15 protein-coding genes and 1 pseudogene are annotated in these 17,258 nt (G+C 72.5%); 11 read left to right on the top strand and 5 right to left on the bottom strand.

All coding sequences use genetic code 11. From position 1 onward, the window contains the following. The first annotated feature begins 81 nt into the window (after positions 1–81). The 3 genes from QNO09_RS28975 to QNO09_RS28965 all read left to right on the top strand — a co-directional run bounded on the left by QNO09_RS28975 (position 82) and on the right by QNO09_RS28965 (position 1,832). Positions 82–624 (top strand): sigma-70 family RNA polymerase sigma factor, encoded by a 543-nt coding sequence (locus tag QNO09_RS28975; protein ID WP_283973209.1) that lies wholly within the window; start codon positions 82–84, stop codon positions 622–624. Next, on the top strand, positions 621–1,439 hold the full coding sequence (locus QNO09_RS28970) for an anti-sigma factor (protein WP_283973208.1): 819 nt from the start codon (positions 621–623) through the stop codon (positions 1,437–1,439). The genes QNO09_RS28975 and QNO09_RS28970 overlap by 4 nt, the downstream gene beginning before the upstream one ends. A gap of 126 nt (positions 1,440–1,565) precedes the next feature. After that, on the top strand, positions 1,566–1,832 hold the full coding sequence (locus tag QNO09_RS28965; protein WP_234848210.1) for a hypothetical protein: 267 nt from the start codon (positions 1,566–1,568) through the stop codon (positions 1,830–1,832). A gap of 177 nt (positions 1,833–2,009) precedes the next feature. Here the strand turns inward: QNO09_RS28965 and QNO09_RS28960 are convergent, their stop codons facing one another. Both QNO09_RS28960 and QNO09_RS28955 read right to left on the bottom strand, forming a co-directional pair. Beyond that, entirely contained in the window at positions 2,010–2,792 is a 783-nt protein-coding gene (locus QNO09_RS28960; protein ID WP_283973207.1) for an ABC transporter permease, read from the bottom strand. Next, positions 2,789–3,754 carry an ATP-binding cassette domain-containing protein gene (locus QNO09_RS28955; protein WP_283973206.1) on the bottom strand — a complete coding sequence of 322 codons (966 nt, stop codon included), beginning with the start codon at positions 3,752–3,754 and terminating at the stop codon, positions 2,789–2,791. Before QNO09_RS28955 ends, QNO09_RS28960 begins: the two co-directional genes overlap by 4 nt. A gap of 63 nt (positions 3,755–3,817) precedes the next feature. Here QNO09_RS28955 and QNO09_RS28950 point away from each other — a divergent pair, with 63 nt between their 5' ends. After that, on the top strand, positions 3,818–4,552 hold the full coding sequence (locus QNO09_RS28950; RefSeq protein WP_283973205.1) for a TetR/AcrR family transcriptional regulator: 735 nt from the start codon (positions 3,818–3,820) through the stop codon (positions 4,550–4,552). On the opposite strand, the gene QNO09_RS28945 is transcribed toward QNO09_RS28950, so the two are convergent. From QNO09_RS28945 to hmgA, 3 genes are all read right to left on the bottom strand, one after another. After that, on the bottom strand, positions 4,549–5,703 hold the full coding sequence (locus tag QNO09_RS28945; protein ID WP_283973204.1) for a type ISP restriction/modification enzyme: 1,155 nt from the start codon (positions 5,701–5,703) through the stop codon (positions 4,549–4,551). The genes QNO09_RS28950 and QNO09_RS28945 overlap by 4 nt on opposite strands. A gap of 26 nt (positions 5,704–5,729) precedes the next feature. Then, positions 5,730–6,479, bottom strand: coding sequence for a GntR family transcriptional regulator (locus tag QNO09_RS28940; RefSeq protein ID WP_283973203.1), 750 nt, complete (start codon positions 6,477–6,479; stop codon positions 5,730–5,732). 90 nt (positions 6,480–6,569) lie between these two features. Continuing rightward, positions 6,570–7,916: a homogentisate 1,2-dioxygenase gene (gene hmgA, locus QNO09_RS28935; RefSeq protein WP_283973202.1), complete on the bottom strand. Its 1,347-nt coding sequence runs from the start codon at positions 7,914–7,916 to the stop codon at positions 6,570–6,572. Positions 7,917–8,067: 151 nt separating this feature from the next. Here hmgA and QNO09_RS28930 point away from each other — a divergent pair, with 151 nt between their 5' ends. The 7 genes and pseudogenes from QNO09_RS28930 to QNO09_RS28900 all read left to right on the top strand — a co-directional run bounded on the left by QNO09_RS28930 (position 8,068) and on the right by QNO09_RS28900 (position 17,222). After that, positions 8,068–8,667: a hypothetical protein gene (locus QNO09_RS28930; protein WP_283973201.1), complete on the top strand. Its 600-nt coding sequence runs from the start codon at positions 8,068–8,070 to the stop codon at positions 8,665–8,667. Beyond that, positions 8,664–9,284 carry a TetR/AcrR family transcriptional regulator gene (locus QNO09_RS28925; RefSeq protein WP_283973200.1) on the top strand — a complete coding sequence of 207 codons (621 nt, stop codon included), beginning with the start codon at positions 8,664–8,666 and terminating at the stop codon, positions 9,282–9,284. The genes QNO09_RS28930 and QNO09_RS28925 overlap by 4 nt, the downstream gene beginning before the upstream one ends. A 93-nt stretch (positions 9,285–9,377) precedes the next feature. Then, on the top strand, positions 9,378–11,645 hold the full coding sequence (locus QNO09_RS28920; protein ID WP_283973199.1) for a molybdopterin oxidoreductase family protein: 2,268 nt from the start codon (positions 9,378–9,380) through the stop codon (positions 11,643–11,645). Positions 11,646–11,779: 134 nt separating this feature from the next. Next, the gene (locus QNO09_RS28915) at positions 11,780–13,192 is read left to right on the top strand and encodes a CitMHS family transporter (protein ID WP_283973198.1); all 1,413 of its coding nucleotides are present in this window, start codon (positions 11,780–11,782) and stop codon (positions 13,190–13,192) included. A gap of 22 nt (positions 13,193–13,214) precedes the next feature. Next, positions 13,215–13,801: pseudogene (locus QNO09_RS28910) on the top strand (MFS transporter); the annotation flags it as partial. A gap of 545 nt (positions 13,802–14,346) precedes the next feature. Next, positions 14,347–15,687 carry an ABC transporter ATP-binding protein gene (locus QNO09_RS28905; protein ID WP_283973197.1) on the top strand — a complete coding sequence of 447 codons (1,341 nt, stop codon included), beginning with the start codon at positions 14,347–14,349 and terminating at the stop codon, positions 15,685–15,687. A 146-nt stretch (positions 15,688–15,833) separates the two neighbouring features. Beyond that, on the top strand, positions 15,834–17,222 hold the full coding sequence (locus tag QNO09_RS28900) for an aldehyde dehydrogenase family protein (RefSeq protein ID WP_283973196.1): 1,389 nt from the start codon (positions 15,834–15,836) through the stop codon (positions 17,220–17,222). Positions 17,223–17,258 lie beyond the last annotated feature (36 nt).

Here is a 17,258-nt window from a genome sequence, read left to right as displayed (position 1 = left end):
TAACCCCTGCCGGAGGTGTGTGTGGTGCGAATGCCTCGTGCGAGGGGACAGGCCCGGTGCGGCCTCGGAGAGGGGGACCGAATGGAGGCGGACGAACTGCTGTTGCGGGTGGCGGGCGGGGACCAGCAGGCCTTCGAAGGGCTGTACGGACTGGTGTCCGGCCCCGTGTTCGGGCTCGTACGGCGTGTGGTGCGCGATCCCGCCCAGTCGGAGGAGGTGGCTCAGGAGGTGCTGCTCGAACTGTGGCGGTCCGCGGGGAAGTTCGACCCGGGCCGCGGCAGCGCCATGTCGTGGATCCTCACCCTCGCCCACCGCCGCGCCGTCGACCGGGTGCGCAGCGCCCGCGCGGCCGGGGAGCGCGAGCAGCGCGAGGCGCTCCGCGCGAACCAGACCGCTTTCGACCAGGTCACCGAGGAGGTCGAGGCCGGACTCGAACGCGAATGGGTCCGCCACTGCCTGGACCGGCTCACGGTTCTGCAGCGCCAGTCCGTCACCCTCGCCTACTACGAGGGCTACACGTACCGTGAGGTGGCCGAGCAGCTCTCCCTGCCGCTGGGCACCGTCAAGACCCGGATGCGTGACGGGCTGACCCGCATGCGCGAGTGCCTCGGAGGCGCGGCATGAGCCTCTTCCGCCGCGAGGACCCGCACTCGCTCGCCGCGCCCTACGCGCTCGACGCCCTGGAGCCGCCGGAGCGGGTCCGCTTCGAGAAGCACCTGCGGGACTGCGACCGCTGTGCCGCCGAGGTGCGCGCCCTGACCGAGGACGCCGTCCGGCTCGCCTGGTCCACGGCCGCCCCGGCCCCCGCCGCGCTGCGCGACCGGGTCATGCTCGCCGTACGGACGACTCCGCAGGACCCGGCGCCGCAGGGCGCGGCGCGCGAGCCGGCCCGCGCGCGTGCGACGCGGCTGCCGCCGCACGTGTGGGGCACCCGGCCGCCACCCCGGCAGCGGCAGCGGCGCCGGGTTCCGCTGTTCGTGCCCTTCGCGACGGTCACCGCCGCCGCGGCCCTCGTCGTCGCCGCGCTGTTCGCCGTGCAGGCGAACCGGGCGCAGGACCGGCTGACCGCCGAGCAAGATCGGTCACGTGAGATCGCCCACGTTCTGGCGGCTCCGGACGCCCGTGTGAGCAGCGGCCGGGACGGGCGGGGCCGCACCATCGGAGTGGTCGCTTCCGCCACGGAGGGGAGCGCGGTGGTCACCCTCGGCGGATACGGCGCCCCGTCGGGCGGGCGCGTGCACCAGTTGTGGCTCATGCGCCCGGGTGCGCAACCGCGCTCCCTGGGGCTCTTCGACGGCGACGCGCCCCTGGTCGCGACGGATCTCGGCACCTCGGCGACGTCACTGGCCGTGACCGTCGAGCCCGCCGGCGGATCGCCGCAACCCACTACCCAGCCGATCATCCAACTCGCCCTGAAATCTGCTCGATTCGGAGAGTAACCGGAGATACATCGTCAACCCCCTTATGGGGAAGGTGAATCCTGTGACCGCGATACACGCGTGCCCGGACGGGGAGATAGGGTTAGCCTGCCCGGGCCGGGTGGACTCGTACGGGTGGGGAGTGACATGGAACAGATAACAGTGCGCAGCAGGGCCAGGGTCCCTGCGATCACCTGCGGGAGCAGCGCGACCAGTTCGCGCCTCGACCGCCACCTCTCGGTGCTGGGCGGCCCCGCCGTCCCTCAGCGGGAGACGGTCGAGGCGACCTCGCTGATGCGGGAACTGACCGCGCGTCAGTCGCACGACCGCAGTGGCAGGGGCGCACGCGTGCGTCGCGTCTCGCTCTTCGCGCCGCTGCGCCGACTGCGCCGCTCGCTGTTCGGCAGCAGGTAAGGGCCCCGCGCTCGGGCGGTCACGCCACTTCCGGTGCAGCGCTGCGACACCCGTCGTCCGTCACCCCGCGGCACGCAGCGACGCCAGAAGTGTTCCCGAGCGCGGTACGCCCCCTGTCGGTGTCTCATCCCCGCCCGGCAGTGACCGGGGGCGACCTCCACGGCTCCGGCCGCCCGCTCACCGCTCCCCGTGCGCGTACCGGCGCACGGCCAGCGGCACGAACACCCCGAGCAGCACGGCGCACCACAGGAGCGCCCCCGCGACAGGATGGGCCACCGGCCAGGCCGCCCCGTCGGGCACCGACGCGTTGCCGAAGAGATCCCGCAGGGCCGTGGCCACCGCGCTGATCGGATTCCACTCCGCGACCGTCCGCAGCCAGCCCGGCAGCCCGCTCGTCGGGATGTAGGCGCTGGACAGCAGCGGCAGCAGGAACGTCGCACCGCCCAGCTGACCGGCCGCCTCCTCGTTGCGGGTGAGCAGGCCGAGGTAGATCCCGGCCCAGGTGCACGCGAAGCGGAACAGCAACAGCAGCGCGAACGCCGCGAGAGCCGCGAGCGGACTGCCCTCGATCCGCCAGCCCACGGCCAGGCCCACCAGCAGGAACGGCACGGTCCCTGCGGTCGTGGCCACGAGGTCCGCCGCGGCCTGCCCCAGCGGCACCGCCGCCCGGCTCATCGGCAGCGTACGGAAGCGGTTCGTCACGCCCCGGTGCGTGTCCCCGGCCGCCTGGAACATGCCGGTCATGATCCCGCCCGAGGCGGTCGCCACCAGCAGGCCCGGCACCAGGAACGACCGGTACGCCTCGCCCGGCACCGCCAGAGCGCTGCCGAAGACGTAGCCGAAGAACAGCAGCATGCTGATCGGCATGACCTGGGTGAGAATCAGCAGCCCAGGGTTGTTCCGCATCCGCAGCAGCTGGCGGCCCAGCATCGCGGTCCCGTCATACGCCAGCATGCTCATGCGGCACGCTCCTTCTCGTCGGTCGTCTCGGTCGAGGTCTCCGTCAGACGCAGGAACACGTCGTCGAGGGTCGGCGGGCGCAGGCTCACGTCGAGCAGCGGCACCCCGGCCGTGTCCAGGGCGCGCACCAGCAGCGGGATCGTGAGCGTCGCGTCCTTGCTGACCGCGCCGACGGCGTTGCGCTCGTGGTCGAACGACGGCTGCGCGCCCGTCAGCCGGTCGAGTACGGCCGCGGCCTTCACCAGCACGTCCGCGTCCGGCACGACGACCTCGGCGTGCGCCCCGACGAGCGACTTGAGCTGCGCCGGGGACCCGGTGTGCGCGACCCGGCCCCGGTCCACCAGGGCGATGTCGTCGGCCAGTTGGTCGGCCTCCTCCAGGTACTGGGTGGTGAGCAGCACGGTCGTGCCCTCGGCGGTCAGGCCGCGCACCACGTCCCAGATGAGGGTGCGGCTGGCCGGGTCGAGGCCGGTGGTCGGCTCGTCCAGGAACAGCACGTCGGGGCGGCGGATCAGGCTCGCCGCGAGGTCCAGGCGGCGGCGCATGCCGCCGGAGTAGGTGGACGCGGGGCGGTCGGCGGCCTCGGTCAGGCCGAAGCGGTCGAGGAGTTCCGCGGTCCGGGCGGCCGGGCCGCGCACCCGGTGCAGCCGGCCGAACAGCTGGAGGTTCTGGCGCCCGGTGAGATCCCCGTCGATCGAGGTGTCCTGCCCGGTGACACCGATCCGGGCGCGTACGGCGGCGGGCTCCCGGACGAGGTCGTGCCCCGCCACCCGGGCTGAGCCCGCGTCCGGCCGCAGCAGCGTCGTCAACAGCCGTACGGCCGTCGTCTTGCCCGCCCCGTTCGGCCCGAGGACCCCGCAGACGGTCCCCTCGGCGATCGCGAGGTCCAGCCCGCGCAGGGCATGGACCTCCCCGAACCGCTTCTCCAGACCTTCACTAAGTACAGCGTACGTAGAAGTCATGGCGTGACCATAGCGCACTACGTACGCTGTACGTAACTAGGATGGTGGCCGAGGTGATGATCGATGGCGGGCCGAGCGGCCGTACCCGAAGTGATCTGGGCGCGCCCCGAGCGCACCGGCCGTGGGCCGAAACCGGCGTTCACCCGCGCCGACATCGCGGCGGCGGCGGTGCGGATCGCCGACGCGGACGGGCTGGACGGGGTGACGATGCGCCATGTCGCCGCCGAACTGGGCTGCGGCACGATGTCGCTGTACAACTACGTCCCCCGCAAGGAGGACCTGTACGAGCTGATGATCGACGCCATCGGCGCCGAGCACGAGATGTTCGAGCCCACCGGTGACTGGCGCGCCGACATGCTCCGCAACGCGGAGGAGACGCGCGCGATCATGTACCGCCACACCTGGGTGCCGCGTCTGATGCCGGGGGTGTTCGGCTTCAGCCCCAACACCCTGCGCTACCTGGAGCACTGCCTGGCCTGCCTCGAACCGCTCGACGTGCCGGCCGGCACGAAGACGGAACTGATCGCGCTCCTCAACGGCGTCGTGACGACCTACACCGGGAACGAGATCGCGACCGCCGAGCGCACCCGCTCCATGCCGTGGACGGCGGAGGAGGAGAACGCGGTCCGCATGGCCTATCTCGGCAGCCAGATCGCCACCGGCGCCTATCCGCGGATGATGGCGGCCTTCACGGAGCAGAGTGGGCCGGTCGACCTGGAAGCCGTGTTCAGACGGGCGCTCGAACGCGTCCTGGACGCCTTCGACCCCGAGTCGCGCTCAAGCAGCCAGCGCGGCTAGAGCAGCGCCAGTTGACCCTCGGGGCCCTCCTCGGGTTCCTCCAGTACCGACGCCGGCCGGCGGGCCGCGTCCGGTACCGGCAGGACGCCCGCCGTGCGCAGCTCCGTGGCCGTGACCGGGTCGGTGATCTCCGGCTCTTCCAGGGGGCGCAGTTCGGCCAGCAGTGCGAGAACGGTGATCAGCTCCAGGAGCTCGGACGTCCAGGGCTGCGGCCAGGTCAGGGGGCGGATCGCCGCCAGCGTGCCCGGCTCGGGGGTGGCGACGCGGGTCGCGAACCACTGCTCCAGGACGTGGACTCCGCCCACCTCGAAGTCCCAGGCCTCCGGCGGCACGGGGGAGACGCGGCCCTCGTCCAGGAACAGCGCCTCCTCGTCCCGGTCGTAGCGCAGTGTCGCGGGCCGGGAGGGCAGCGGGGCACGGACATAGGGGCGGCGGCCGCCGGGGAGCTTCGGGCGTTCGCCGTCGCGGCGCATCAGCCAGAGCATCCGGTGGCCCAGTTCCAGGCCCCCCTCCCACTCGTCGGCGTCCCCGGTGAGCGGGACGGTGAGATCCGGACGGGCCGTGGCCGTGATCCAGGCCAGGACGTCCAGTGGCGCCGGGGTGCCGCCCAGGCGGGTGCCGAGGTGCTCCAGCAGGCCCGGGGCCAGGTTCGGCTCGCGGCCCCCGGGACGCCGGTACAGCGGGCGGACGCGGCCGGGGCGCAGCAGCGGGAGAAGTGAGGTGGCGAGCAGGGGAGGGGTGGTCCCGGGCGCCTCCACCACGAAGACCTGCCGTTCGTCCGCCACCCGCCACAGTTCCGGCCGGGCCGCGTCGATCAGCCGCTGGTCGGGGATCAGCCACTGTTCGTCGTAGGGCGCGAGCAGGACGCGCACCGGCTCCGGGCAGGGCCCCGAGGCGCGGGCCAGCTTCTGCGTGCCGCTGCCGGTCCGGCCGGGAAGCCGGCCGACCGCCGTGTGCAGTGTGCGCGAGCGGGTCGGCTCGAACAGGATCTCGCGGTCGGGCCCCTCGGCCTTCACCAAGGTGTCCCAGCGGGCCTTCAGGGACGCCGCGTCGGGCGCCGCCGGCCAGCCCCGGCCGAGCCGCGGCGGTGCGACGGACCACGGCATGAGGTCCGCCAGCGGCGGAGCGTCGTCGTGCGTCACGCAGGGCATCGTACGACCTGCCGAGGACAGGCGGGTCAGGTGGCGTCCAGGGTCACCGTGAAGGAGAACCGGTCACCGCGGTAGTGGATGACGGCCACGTCCAGAGGCCGCCCCGCGGCGTCGTACGTCACGCCGGTGTAGTGCAGGATCGGGCTCAGCAGCGGGACTCGGAGCAGTTTCGCGGTCTCCGGGTCGGCCAGCCGCGCCTCCACGGTGTCCGTGATGCGGCTGATGTCCGCCCCCACCACGTCCCGCAGCACCTTCGTCATCGGCCACCGGACGAGGTCGTCCAGGTCGATCCGCGCGGCCAGTTCGGGGCGTACGTAGTTGCGGGCGTGGTTCGTCGGCTCGCCGGTCTTCTCGTCGCTGCGCAGCCGGTGGTAGGTCGCGACCTCCCGCACATCCGGGAAGAACTCGGCGAGTTCGCCGGGCACCGGCGTGGTGCCGTGATCCAGCAGGTCGGTCGTCATGCCCGACTGCTGGGCCACGATCGCGTCCACCGAGCCGAGCAGGCGCACGGGGGAGCCCCTGCGCGCGTCCGGCTCGATGAACGTGCCCCGGCGGCGGTGGCGCGAGATCAGCCCTTCGTCCTCCAGCTCCTTCAGCGCCTGCCGCATCGTCAGCACGCTCACGCCGTAGTGCCCGGCCAGCTGCTCCTCGGTGGGCAGCCGCAGCGGGTCCCGGGGCGAGCGGCCGAGGATCGAGGCCCGCAGCGACTGCGACACCTGATACCAGAGCGGCAGCTTGCGGTTCAGGACGATGGAATCCGGAGCGAAGGAGGTCACGGGCCATCCGTACCGGTAGGAAATGATCAGTGCAAGGGGGCTTCCGACGGATCTCCGTGCAAGAAGGAGCGGCGTTCGGTCAGAAGCCGCCTAGGGGCGGAAGTGCCGCTCCAGGCCCTGCCAGACGTCGTCGTAGCGCTGCTGGAGGTGTTCCGCGCGGGCCGCGTGCGGGGTGAGGGTGAGCGGCCAGCGCGTCTCGAACATGAACGCCAGGCCGTCGTCGATCTTCTGCGGCTTCAGCTCGGCGGCGCTCGCCCGGTCGAACGTCTCCCGGTCCGGGCCGTGCGCCGACATCATGTTGTGCAGCGAGCCGCCGCCCGGCACGAAGCCCTCGGCCTTGGCGTCGTAGGCGCCTTCGATCAGGCCCATGTACTCGCTCATCACGTTCCGGTGGAAGTACGGCGGCCGGAAGGTGTCCTCGCCCACCAGCCAGCGCGGCGCGAACACCACGAAGTCGGCCCCGGCCAGCCCCGGAGTGTCCGACGGGGAGGTCAGCACGGTGAAGATCGACGGGTCCGGGTGGTCGTAGGTGATGGTCCCGAGCGCGTTGAAGCGGCGCAGGTCGTAGACGTAGGGCAGGTGGTTGCCGTGCCAGGCGACCACGTCCAGCGGGGAGTGGTCGTAGGTGGCCGTCCACAGGTGGCCGCAGAACTTGTTCACCACCTCCACCGGGCCCTCGACGTCCTCGTACGCGGCGACGGGCGCGCGGAAGTCCCGGGGGTTGGCGAGTCCGTTGGCGCCGATCGGGCCCAGGTCGGGGAGGCGGAAGGGTGCGCCGTAGTTCTCGCACACGTACCCGCGGGCGGACTCGTCGAGCAGCTCCACACGGAAGCGGACGCCACGCGGGATCAGGGCCACATGTCCCGGCTCCGCGTGGAGCAGACCGAACTCCGTGCGCAGCAGCAGTCCGCCTCGCTCCGGGACGATCAGCAGCTCGCCGTCGGCGTCGCCGAAGACCCGGTGCATCGAGACGTTGGCCGTGTAGAGGTGCACGGCGATGCCGGTGCGCTGGGTGGCGTCGCCGTTGCCGCCCAGGGTCCACAGGCCCGCCAGGAAGTCGGTCTCGGGCGCCGGGTCGGGCAGCGGGTTCCAGCGCAGGCGGTTGGGGTCGGGCACGGTCTGGGTGAAGGGGGCGGTGCGGATCGAGCCGTTGTGGATCCGGGTGAACGCCGGGTGCGCGGCCGACGGCCGGATCCGGTACAGCCACGAGCGGCGGTTGTGCGCCCGTGGCTCGGTGAAGGCCGAACCGCTCAGTTGCTCCGCGTACAACCCGAGCGGGGCCCGCTGGGGCGAGTTGCGGCCCTCGGGCAGGGCCCCCGGGACGGCCTCCGAAGTGTGCTCGTTGCCGAAGCCGGAGAGGTAGGTCAGCCCTTCGGCGGTCTTCCGCGCTGCCCCACGCTCGAACCCGCTCGTGCGGGTGGTGCCCCCATCGCCCATGTTCGCCGCTCCCTTGCGTTCGATTCCTATGGAGTACCGTAGGATTGCGATTTCCCCGACGCAAGGGGGGCGCGCCCCTCCTCATGAGGGATGACCTGAACCCGACTTGAGAACGATCCGCCGGGCCGGACGTGTGTTCTACGCTCCCGATATGTCGTGGACACGGAAATCTGGTGCCGCGCTCGCGGTCTGTGTCCTCCTTCTGGCCGGATCCGCGGGCTGTGGCTCCGGCGACGCCCGGGAGGGCGTCGCGTCGCCCTCGCCGGCCGGCCGGATCCTGGAGGACCGGGACCCGGAGGGCCGGCCCTTCCGGGAGGTCGGGCCGGAGGAGGCACCCGACGTCGGGATCGAGGTGCAGCCCGACGCGGCCGGCGGCTGGGACGTGCGCCTGACCGTGCGGAACTTCCGCTTCTCGCCGGCCGGCGCGGCGGCCCGTGCGGTGCCCGGCCGCGGCCTGGCGCACCTCTACGTCGACGGCCGTCCCGTCGCCCGCCTCCGCGCCCCGGAGTACCGGCTGGACGCCCGCCTCGTGCCGCGCGGCACACACCGCGTCACGGCCCGCCTCTACGCCGACGACGCCACCGTCTGGGCGGTGGACGGCAAGCCCGTGGAGAGCACGGCCGACGTCACCTCCTCGGGGCCCGGCACCGGCGGCGTGACGCCGGACGCCGCCTCCCGCCGCAAGGCCCGGACCCAGGGGACGGACCTCGGGGGGCGAGGTGCACCGGAGCGCGCCGAAGCGGCATCATGAAGCCCGTGCCCCACGCGACATCACTCCGTCGTGCGCCCGTGCAGCGGCGCAGTGCCGAACGTCTGACCAGAATCCTCGACGCCTGTGCCGGCCTCCTCGACGAGGTCGGCTACGACGCCCTGAGCACCCGTGCCGTCGCCCAGCGGGCCTCGGTCCCGATCGGCTCGGTCTACCGCTTCTTCGGCAACAAGCGGCAGATGGTCGACGCCCTGGCTCAGCGCAACCTCGAACGGTACTCCGCACGCGTCACCCAGCGCCTCCAGCAGGCCGGTCAGGCCGGGGGCTGGCGCACCGCCATGGACGCCGTGCTCGACGAGTACCTGGAGATGAAGCGCACCGCGCCCGGCTTCTCGCTCGTCGACTTCGGCAACCAGATCCCGGTCGGGGCCCGCCACGCCGAACCCAACCACCGCGTCGCCGACCGGCTCACCGAACTTCTCTCCGGGTATCTCGGGCGCGAGCCCGACGAGGATCTGCGCCGCGTCTTCCTCATCGCCGTCGAGACCGCCGACACCCTCGTCCACCTGGCGTTCCGGGTCGCACCGCAGGGGGACGAACGGATCATCGACGAGGCCCGGGAGATGCTGCGTGGCTATCTGGCGCGGACGCTCGATTGACCTCGATCCCGCCAGGGGCTCCCCGCCGTCCATACCGGTCGGTATGCTCGGGCGGGTCAACGCGTCACCGTAGCCGCCGCCCCGGGAGGACCCGTGTCCCGCACCGCCCTGCGTATCTGTCCCCTGTGCGAGGCCACCTGCGGCCTGACCCTCACCATCGAGGGGACCCGCGTCACCCACGCCCGCGGCGACCGCGACGACGTGTTCAGCAAGGGATTCATCTGCCCCAAGGGCGCTTCCTTCGGAGCCGTCGACTCCGACCCCGACCGGCTGCGCACACCGCTCGTGCGCCGGGACGGCGAACTGCACGAGGCCACCTGGGAGGAGGCCTTCGACGCGGTCGCCGCGGGCATCCGGCCCGTCGTGGAGCGCCACGGCCCGCACTCCGTCGGGGTCGTCCTCGGCAACCCCAACGTGCACACCATGGCCGGCGCCCTCTACCCGCCGGTCCTGCTCGCCGGGCTCGGCACCCGCAGCGTCTTCACCGCCTCCACGGTCGACCAGATGCCCAAGCACGTCTCCAGCGGCCTCCTCTTCGGCGACGCGAACGCCATCCCCGTGCCCGACCTCGACCGCACCGACCATCTGCTGCTGATCGGCGCCAACCCGCTGGAGTCCAACGGCAGCCTGTGCACCGCCGCCGACTTCCCGGGCAAACTCAAGGCACTCAAGGCCCGGGGCGGCAGGCTCGTCGTGATCGACCCGCGGCGCACGCGCACCGCCAAGCTCGCCGACCGGCACATCGCGATCCGGCCCGGCACCGACGCGCTGCTGCTGGCGGCGATGGCGCGGGTGCTCTTCGACGAGGATCTCGTCGACCCCACCGCGCACACCCAGGGCGTCGAGGAACTGTCCGACGCGCTGCGCGAGTTCACCCCCGAGGCCGTCGCGGAGGCCTGCGACGTCGAGGCCGGCGGGATCCGCGCCCTCGCGCGGGAACTGGCCGCCGCCCCGACCGCCGCCGTCTACGGCCGGATCGGCAGCTGCACCGTCCCGCACGGCACCCTCGCCAGCTGGCTCGTCGACGTCCTGAACATCCTCACCGGCAACCTCGACCGGCCCGGTGGCGCGCTCTTCCCGCAGGCGGCCACCGACAAGACCCCGCGCCCCGCCGGACCCGGCCGCGGCTTCGCCCTCGGGCGCTGGCACTCCCGGGTGAGCCGGCACCCCGAGGCGAAGGGCGAACTGCCCCTGGCGGCCCTCGCGGAGGAGATCGAAACCGCCACCGAGGAGGGCGAGCCGGTGCGGGCGCTGATCGCCGTCGCGGCCAACCCCGTGCTGTCCGCGCCCGACGGCGACCGGCTCGACAAGGCCCTCGACTCGCTCGACTTCATGGTCAGCGTCGACCCGTACCTCAACGAGACCTCGCGCCACGCCGATGTGGTGCTGCCCCCGCCGCCGCCCTCCCAGAGCCCGCACCACGACTTCGCCTTCAACACCCTCGCCGTGCGCAACCAGGTCCGCTACACGCGCCCCGCGATCCCGCTGGAGCCGGGCCGCATGGCCGAGACCGAGATCCTGGCGCGGCTGATCCTCGCCGCCACGGGCATGCACGGGGCCGATCCCGCGGCCGTCGACCAGATGGTCATCGACCAGACCCTCGGCAAGGCGGTCAAGGAGCCGCACTCACCCGTCCACGGCGGCGACCCGCGCGAGCTCGCCGCCCGGCTCACCGGCGACACCGGCCCCGAACGGCGGCTCGACCTGATGCTGCGCCTCGGCCCCTACGGCGACGGCTTCGGCGTACGACCGGACGGACTGACCCTGGAGAAGCTGCTCGCGCATCCGCACGGCATCGACCTCGGCCCGCTCGAACCCCGCCTGCCGCAGCCGCTGAAGACCCGCAGCGGCAAGGTGGAGCTGCTTCCCGGCCCGATCGCCGACGACCTGCCCCGCCTGCGCGCGGCCCTGGCCGAACGCCCCGAGGGACTCGTCCTGGTGGGCCGCCGCCATCTGCGCTCCAACAACAGCTGGATGCACAACGTGCCCGCCCTCACCGGCGGCTCCAACCGCTGCACCCTGCACATCCACCCCGAGGACGCCGAGCGGCTGGGCGTCGAGGACGGGGCCGCCGTCCGCGTCAAGGGCGCCGGGGGAGAGGTCACCGCACCCGCCGAGGTCACCGACGCGGTACGCCGGGGTGTGGTGAGCCTGCCGCACGGCTGGGGCCACAACCGTCCCGGCACCCGCCTCAACCACGCCGCCACGGACCCCGGCGTCAACGTCAACCAGCTCCTCGACGGCCGGCTGCTCGACCCGCTGTCGGGCAACGCGGTCCTCAACGCGGTGCCGGTCGAGGTGGCCCCCGCGTCGGCCGCAGGTGGCGCCTCCGTGACCGAAAAGCTCACCGCTCTGACCTGAGCAAAGCTGTGACCAGCAGTTTTGCGCTTATTGCTCGCACGTCAACGTCTTGTTAACGCTGCTTGAACGGACCTAACGTCTCGGACACCGCCGGCCCTGGTGGGAGTTCAAGGGCGAACGTTAGGTATCCACTCATGCTGACCATCCTCGGCTTCGCCATGATCGCGACCTTCCTGGTCCTGATCATGATGAAGAAGATGTCGCCGATCGCGGCGCTCGTGCTGATTCCCGCGCTGTTCTGCGTGTTCGTCGGCAAGGGCGCCAAGCTCGGCGACTACGTCATCGACGGCGTGACCAGCCTCGCCCCCACCGCGGCGATGCTCATGTTCGCGATCGTCTACTTCGGCGTGATGATCGATGTCGGTCTCTTCGACCCGATCGTCCGCGGCATCCTCAAATTCTGCAAAGCCGACCCGATGCGAATCGTCGTCGGCACCGCCCTGCTCGCCGGGATCGTCTCGCTGGACGGCGACGGCTCCACGACCTTCATGATCACCGTCTCGGCGATGTACCCGCTGTACAAGCGCCTGAAGATGAGCCTGGTCGTGATGACCGGTGTCGCCGCCATGGCCAACGGCGTGATGAACACCCTCCCCTGGGGCGGCCCGACCGCCCGCGCCGCGACCGCGCTGAAGCTCGACGCGAGCGACATCTTCGTCCCGATGATCCCGGCGCTCCTGGTCGGCCTGCTCTTCGTCTTCTGCCTCTCCTACGTGCTCGGTGTGCGCGAGCGCCGGCGGCTGGGCGTGCTGACGCTGGACGAGGTGCTGGAGGAGAAGGTCGAGGAGAAGGAGACCGAGACGGTCCTCGTGGGCGCCGGAGGCTCCGGCGACAAGGCCGACCTGCGCAAGGGCGTCGCGGGTGGCGCGGGGTCCGGCACGGACGCCGACGAGCAGGCCGACGACTTCCAGGGCCTCGACCCCCACCGCGCCACCCTGCGCCCCAAGCTGTACTGGTTCAACGCGCTGCTCACCGTCGTCCTGCTCACCGCCATGATCATGGAGTGGCTGCCGATCCCGGTGCTGTTCCTGATCGGCGCCGCGCTCGTCCTCTCGGTGAACTTCCCGCACATCCCCGACCAGAAGGCCCGCCTGGCCGCCCACGCCGACAACGTCCTGAACGTCTCCGGCATGGTCTTCGCCGCCGCTGTCTTCACCGGCGTCCTCCAGGGCACCGGCATGGTCGACCACATGGCCAAGTGGATGGTGGACGTCATCCCCGCCGGCATGGGCCCGCACATGGCCCTCGTCACCGGCATCCTGAGCCTGCCGCTCACCTACTTCATGTCGAACGACGGCTTCTACTTCGGTGTCCTGCCCGTCCTCGCCGAGGCGGGTGCCGCGCACGGGGTCACCCCGCTGGAAATGGCCCGCGCCTCGCTGGTCGGCCAGCCGCTGCACATGTCCAGCCCGCTCGTCCCGGCCGTCTACGTCCTGGTCGGCATGGCGCGGGTGGAGTTCGGCGACCACACCAGGTTCGTCGTCAAGTGGGCCGCCCTCACCTGCCTGGTCATCCTCGGCGCGGGCATGCTCTTCGGGATCATCTGAGCCCTTCATGGAGGACGTCGTCGTGAGGCCCGGTGGGAACCGCGGCTGGCTGCTCCGCCTCGTCATCGCCTTCGGCTTCGCGCAGGGGGCGGTGTCGATGGCCCGGCCCGCCGTCTCCTACCGGGGCCTCGCGCTGGCGCGGACGAGCGGGCCATCGGTGTCATCGCCGGTGTCTACGCGCTGCTGCCCCTCTTCGCCGCCGTGCCGCTCGGCCGCCGTACCGACCACGGCCGCTGCGCGCCCCTGCTGCCGGTCGGCGTCGTCCTCATATCCGGCGGCTGCGCCCTCAGCGGCGTCGCCGCCTCCCTGTGGACGATGGCCCTGTGGAGCGGGGTGATGGGACTCGGGCACCTGTGCTTCGTCATCGGCTCCCAGTCCCTCGTCGCCCGCCAGTCCGCGCCGCACGAACAGGACCGCAACTTCGGCCACTTCACCATCGGCGCCGCCCTCGGCCAACTGGTCGGCCCGGTCGCCGCGGGGACGCTGATCGGCGCCGAGGACATGGCCGGCAGCAGCGCGCTCGCCCTCGTCGTGGCGGGCGCGACCGCGGCCGTCGCCTTCACCTCGCTGTGGCGCATCGAGCATCCGCCCGCGGTGAGGCCTTCACGCCGGTCACCGGCGCGGCCGCGGTCGGCCTGGCCGCCGTCGCCGGGACGGTCTGGTTCCGGCTCCGTCGCCGCCCCGATGGCGCCGCGTAGGCCACGTTCCACGGATCGCTCCGCTCGGGCGGGACAGGGCGGGGGCGCGCTCGGGCCCGACGCCGGGCCGGTGAGGGGCAGGGGTGGTGCCGGGGACGGGTCCGCCCCGGCGGTCCGGCGTGGGGCCGGGTCCGGGTCCGGTTCCGCCGACGCGCCGTCGGGGCGGCGCGGGGGCGGAACCGGGGCTACCGCGGTGGACCGCAGGAAGGGCTACTCGGGCAACGTGGTCGTCTTCGCCCACCTCACCGGCATCCGCTGACCCGGGGCGGTTCCGGCCGGGGCCTGAACCGGGCCGTCCGCCTTCTCACCAGATGGACCGGAGCCTCCGATTCTGTCGGGTGTCTTCCCCAGGCCGCGCACATTCCGTTAACTTCCGTGACGCACAGCCCCGTACGACCCGCACGGGGCTTCCGACCGCGGAGCACCAACGCCCGGATGACCCCTCGGGGGCCCCTCATGACACGCGCCATCTCCCTGCACGACGTGAGCAAGGCCTACACGCGGGGTCTCCGTGTGGTGGACCGGCTCTCGCTGGACATCACGCCCGGCGAGTTCCTCGTGCTGCTCGGCCCGTCCGGCTGCGGCAAGTCGACCGTGCTCAGAATGATCGCCGGGCTGGAGGAGATCGACGAGGGCCGGCTGCTCCTCGACGGCCGGTACGCCAACGACCTGCCGCCGTCCGGCCGGGACATGGCGATGGTCTTCCAGAACTTCGCCCTCTACCCGAACATGACCAGCCGCGCCAACATCGGCTTCCCGCTGCGGATCGAGGACCCGGGCGCGGACCCGCGCCCCCGCGTCGACGCCACCGCCCGCATGCTCGGCATCGAGGACCTCCTCGACCGCCTCCCCGGCCAGCTCTCCGGCGGAGAACGCCAGCGGGTCGCGATGGGCCGGGCCATCGCCCGCCACCCCTCCGCCTTCCTCATGGACGAACCGCTGTCCAACCTCGACGCCAAGCTCCGCACCCATCTGCGGGCCGAGATCGCCCGGCTCACCCAGGAGCTGGGCGTCACCACCATCTACGTCACCCACGACCAGGCCGAGGCCATGTCGCTCGGCGACCGGGTCGCGGTGCTGCGCGGCGGTGTGCTCCAGCAGATCGACACCCCCCGCGTGGTCTACGCGCTGCCCAGCAACGTCTTCGTCGCCGCCTTCATCGGCACTCCGCGCATCAACCTGCTGCGCGGCCTGGTGCGGGCCCCCCTCGACGGGGCGATGACCATCAGCCTGGGCAAGCAGTTCCTGCGCCTGCCCGAGCCGCTCTCCCTGGACCACCAGCTGCTGCGCGTCCAGCAGGGCCGCGAGGTCATCGTCGGTTTGCGCTCGGAGGCCGTCCGGATCGCCAAACACAGCGCGGCCCGCCCCGGCGAGGTGCCGATCACCGGCCTGGTCGAGCACGTGGAGTTCCAGGGGCACGAGATCCTGGTCCACTTCGACACCGGCTCCAGCCCCGCCGTCGTCCCCGAGCTGGAGGCCCCGCGCCCCCGCCCCGGCCGCCCCGCCCGGCGGCGCCGTCGCGACGGCTCGGTCCTCACCCGGCTGCGGGAGCGGTCCGGAGCCGGGCGGGCCGGACCCGTCGTCGCCCTGGACCGCCCGGAGGACGCCCCGAGCGGCGCCATGACCGCCGAGGACCGCCTGCCCGGGGACCTCATCGTCCGCACCACCCCGGACCTGGCCCTGCGCCACGGCATGCAGGTGCCGCTCCTGGTCGACCTCGCCCATCTCTTCGTCTTCGACCAGAACGGCGACCGCATCTGCCCACACCCGGCGCGCCTTCCCGACCTGGGGGAGTGAGGAGCGGCACACCCGGGCGGGGAGCACACCGTGCTGTGATGACCCGGCAGGCCCGGGGGCCGGAACCCCGGGACGTCTGGCGCCGAAAAACTATCGCCGCTAGTTTATGTGTCGGACGACGACGCCCCGCCCCGGAGGAAACCGCGATGAAGGCACACGACGGCATGTACATCGGGGGCGCCTGGCGCCCCGCCGCCGGCCACGACGTGATCGAGGTCGTGAACCCCGTCGACGAGCAGGTCATCGGCACGGTCCCCGCGGGCACCGCCGAGGACGTCGACCACGCCGTACGGGCCGCCCGCGCCGCCCTGCCGGACTGGGCCGCGACCCCGCCCGCCGAGCGCGCGGCGCGTCTGGCCGCCCTGCGGGACCTGCTCGCGGCCCGCGCGGACGAGATCGCCGAGACGGTCACGGCAGAGCTCGGCTCGCCGCTGAAGTTCTCGCAGGCCGTCCACGCGGGCGTGCCGATCGCGGTCGCGGGCTCGTACGCCGAGCTGGCGGCGACGTACGCCTTCGAGGAGAAGACCGGCAACTCGGTCGTGCATCACGAGCCGGTCGGTGTCGTGGCCGCGATCACGCCCTGGAACTATCCGCTGCACCAGATCGTCGCCAAGGTCGCCCCGGCCCTCGCGGCGGGCTGCGCGGTCGTGGTGAAGCCCGCCGAGGACACCCCCCTGGTGGCCCGGCTCCTGGCCGACGCGGTGCACGAGGCCGGGTTCCCGGCGGGCGTCTTCAACCTGGTCACCGGTCTCGGCCCGGTCGCCGGCCAGGCCCTCGCCGAGCACCCCGGGGTCGACCTCGTCTCCTTCACCGGCTCCACCGCCGTCGGCCGGCGGATCGCCGCGATCGCCGCCGGGCAGGTCAAGAAGGTCGCCCTCGAACTGGGCGGCAAGTCCGCCAACGTCATCCTCCCCAGCGCCGACCTGGCCAAGGCGGTCAACGTCGGGGTCGCCAACGTCATGTCCAACTCCGGGCAGACGTGCAGCGCCTGGACCCGGATGCTCGTCCACCGCGACCGGTACGACGAGGCGGTCGAGCTGGCCGCGGCCGCCGCCGCCAAGTACGGCGAGCGCATCGGACCGGTCGTCAACGCCAAGCAGCAGGCCCGGGTCCGCGGCTACATCGAGAAGGGCGTCGCGGAGGGCGCCCGGCTGGTGGCCGGCGGCCCCGAGGCCCCGCGCGAGACGGGCTACTTCGTCAGCCCCACCGTCTTCGCCGACGTCACCGAGGACATGACCATCGCGCAGGAGGAGATCTTCGGCCCGGTCCTGTCGATCCTGAGGTACGAGGACGAGGAGGACGCCCTGCGCATCGCCAACGGCACGGTGTACGGTCTGGCCGGCGCCGTCTGGGCCGGGGACGAGGCCGAGGCGGTGGCCTTCGCGCGCGGGATGGAGACCGGCCAGGTCGACATCAACGGCGGCCGCTTCAACCCCCTCGCCCCCTTCGGCGGCTACAAGCAGTCGGGTATCGGCCGCGAACTCGGCGTGCACGGCCTGACCGAGTACCTCCAGACCAAGTCCCTCCAGTTCTAGGCCCTGCCGTCCGGATCGCGCCGCAGACGCGGCATC

The sequence above is a fragment of the Streptomyces sp. 378 genome, assembly GCF_030124145.1.
Lineage (GTDB): Bacteria > Actinomycetota > Actinomycetes > Streptomycetales > Streptomycetaceae > Streptomyces.
Note: the sequence above shows the minus strand (reverse complement) of the source record. Positions and strands in the feature narration are given on the sequence as shown.

Excerpts from the sequence above, each read along its gene's own strand:
- QNO09_RS28975 (WP_283973209.1), top strand. The coding sequence starts at position 82 with ATGGAGGCGGACGAACTGCTGTTGCGGGTGGCGGGCGGGGACCAGCAG.
- QNO09_RS28970 (WP_283973208.1), top strand. The coding sequence starts at position 621 with ATGAGCCTCTTCCGCCGCGAGGACCCGCACTCGCTCGCCGCGCCCTAC.
- QNO09_RS28965 (WP_234848210.1), top strand. The coding sequence starts at position 1,566 with ATGGAACAGATAACAGTGCGCAGCAGGGCCAGGGTCCCTGCGATCACC.
- QNO09_RS28960 (WP_283973207.1), bottom strand. The coding sequence starts at position 2,792 with ATGAGCATGCTGGCGTATGACGGGACCGCGATGCTGGGCCGCCAGCTG.
- QNO09_RS28955 (WP_283973206.1), bottom strand. The coding sequence starts at position 3,754 with ATGACTTCTACGTACGCTGTACTTAGTGAAGGTCTGGAGAAGCGGTTC.
- QNO09_RS28950 (WP_283973205.1), top strand. The coding sequence starts at position 3,818 with ATGGCGGGCCGAGCGGCCGTACCCGAAGTGATCTGGGCGCGCCCCGAG.
- QNO09_RS28945 (WP_283973204.1), bottom strand. The coding sequence starts at position 5,703 with ATGCCCTGCGTGACGCACGACGACGCTCCGCCGCTGGCGGACCTCATG.
- hmgA (WP_283973202.1), bottom strand. The coding sequence starts at position 7,916 with ATGGGCGATGGGGGCACCACCCGCACGAGCGGGTTCGAGCGTGGGGCA.
- QNO09_RS28930 (WP_283973201.1), top strand. The coding sequence starts at position 8,068 with ATGTCGTGGACACGGAAATCTGGTGCCGCGCTCGCGGTCTGTGTCCTC.
- QNO09_RS28925 (WP_283973200.1), top strand. The coding sequence starts at position 8,664 with ATGAAGCCCGTGCCCCACGCGACATCACTCCGTCGTGCGCCCGTGCAG.
- QNO09_RS28915 (WP_283973198.1), top strand. The coding sequence starts at position 11,780 with ATGCTGACCATCCTCGGCTTCGCCATGATCGCGACCTTCCTGGTCCTG.
- QNO09_RS28905 (WP_283973197.1), top strand. The coding sequence starts at position 14,347 with ATGACACGCGCCATCTCCCTGCACGACGTGAGCAAGGCCTACACGCGG.
- QNO09_RS28900 (WP_283973196.1), top strand. The coding sequence starts at position 15,834 with ATGAAGGCACACGACGGCATGTACATCGGGGGCGCCTGGCGCCCCGCC.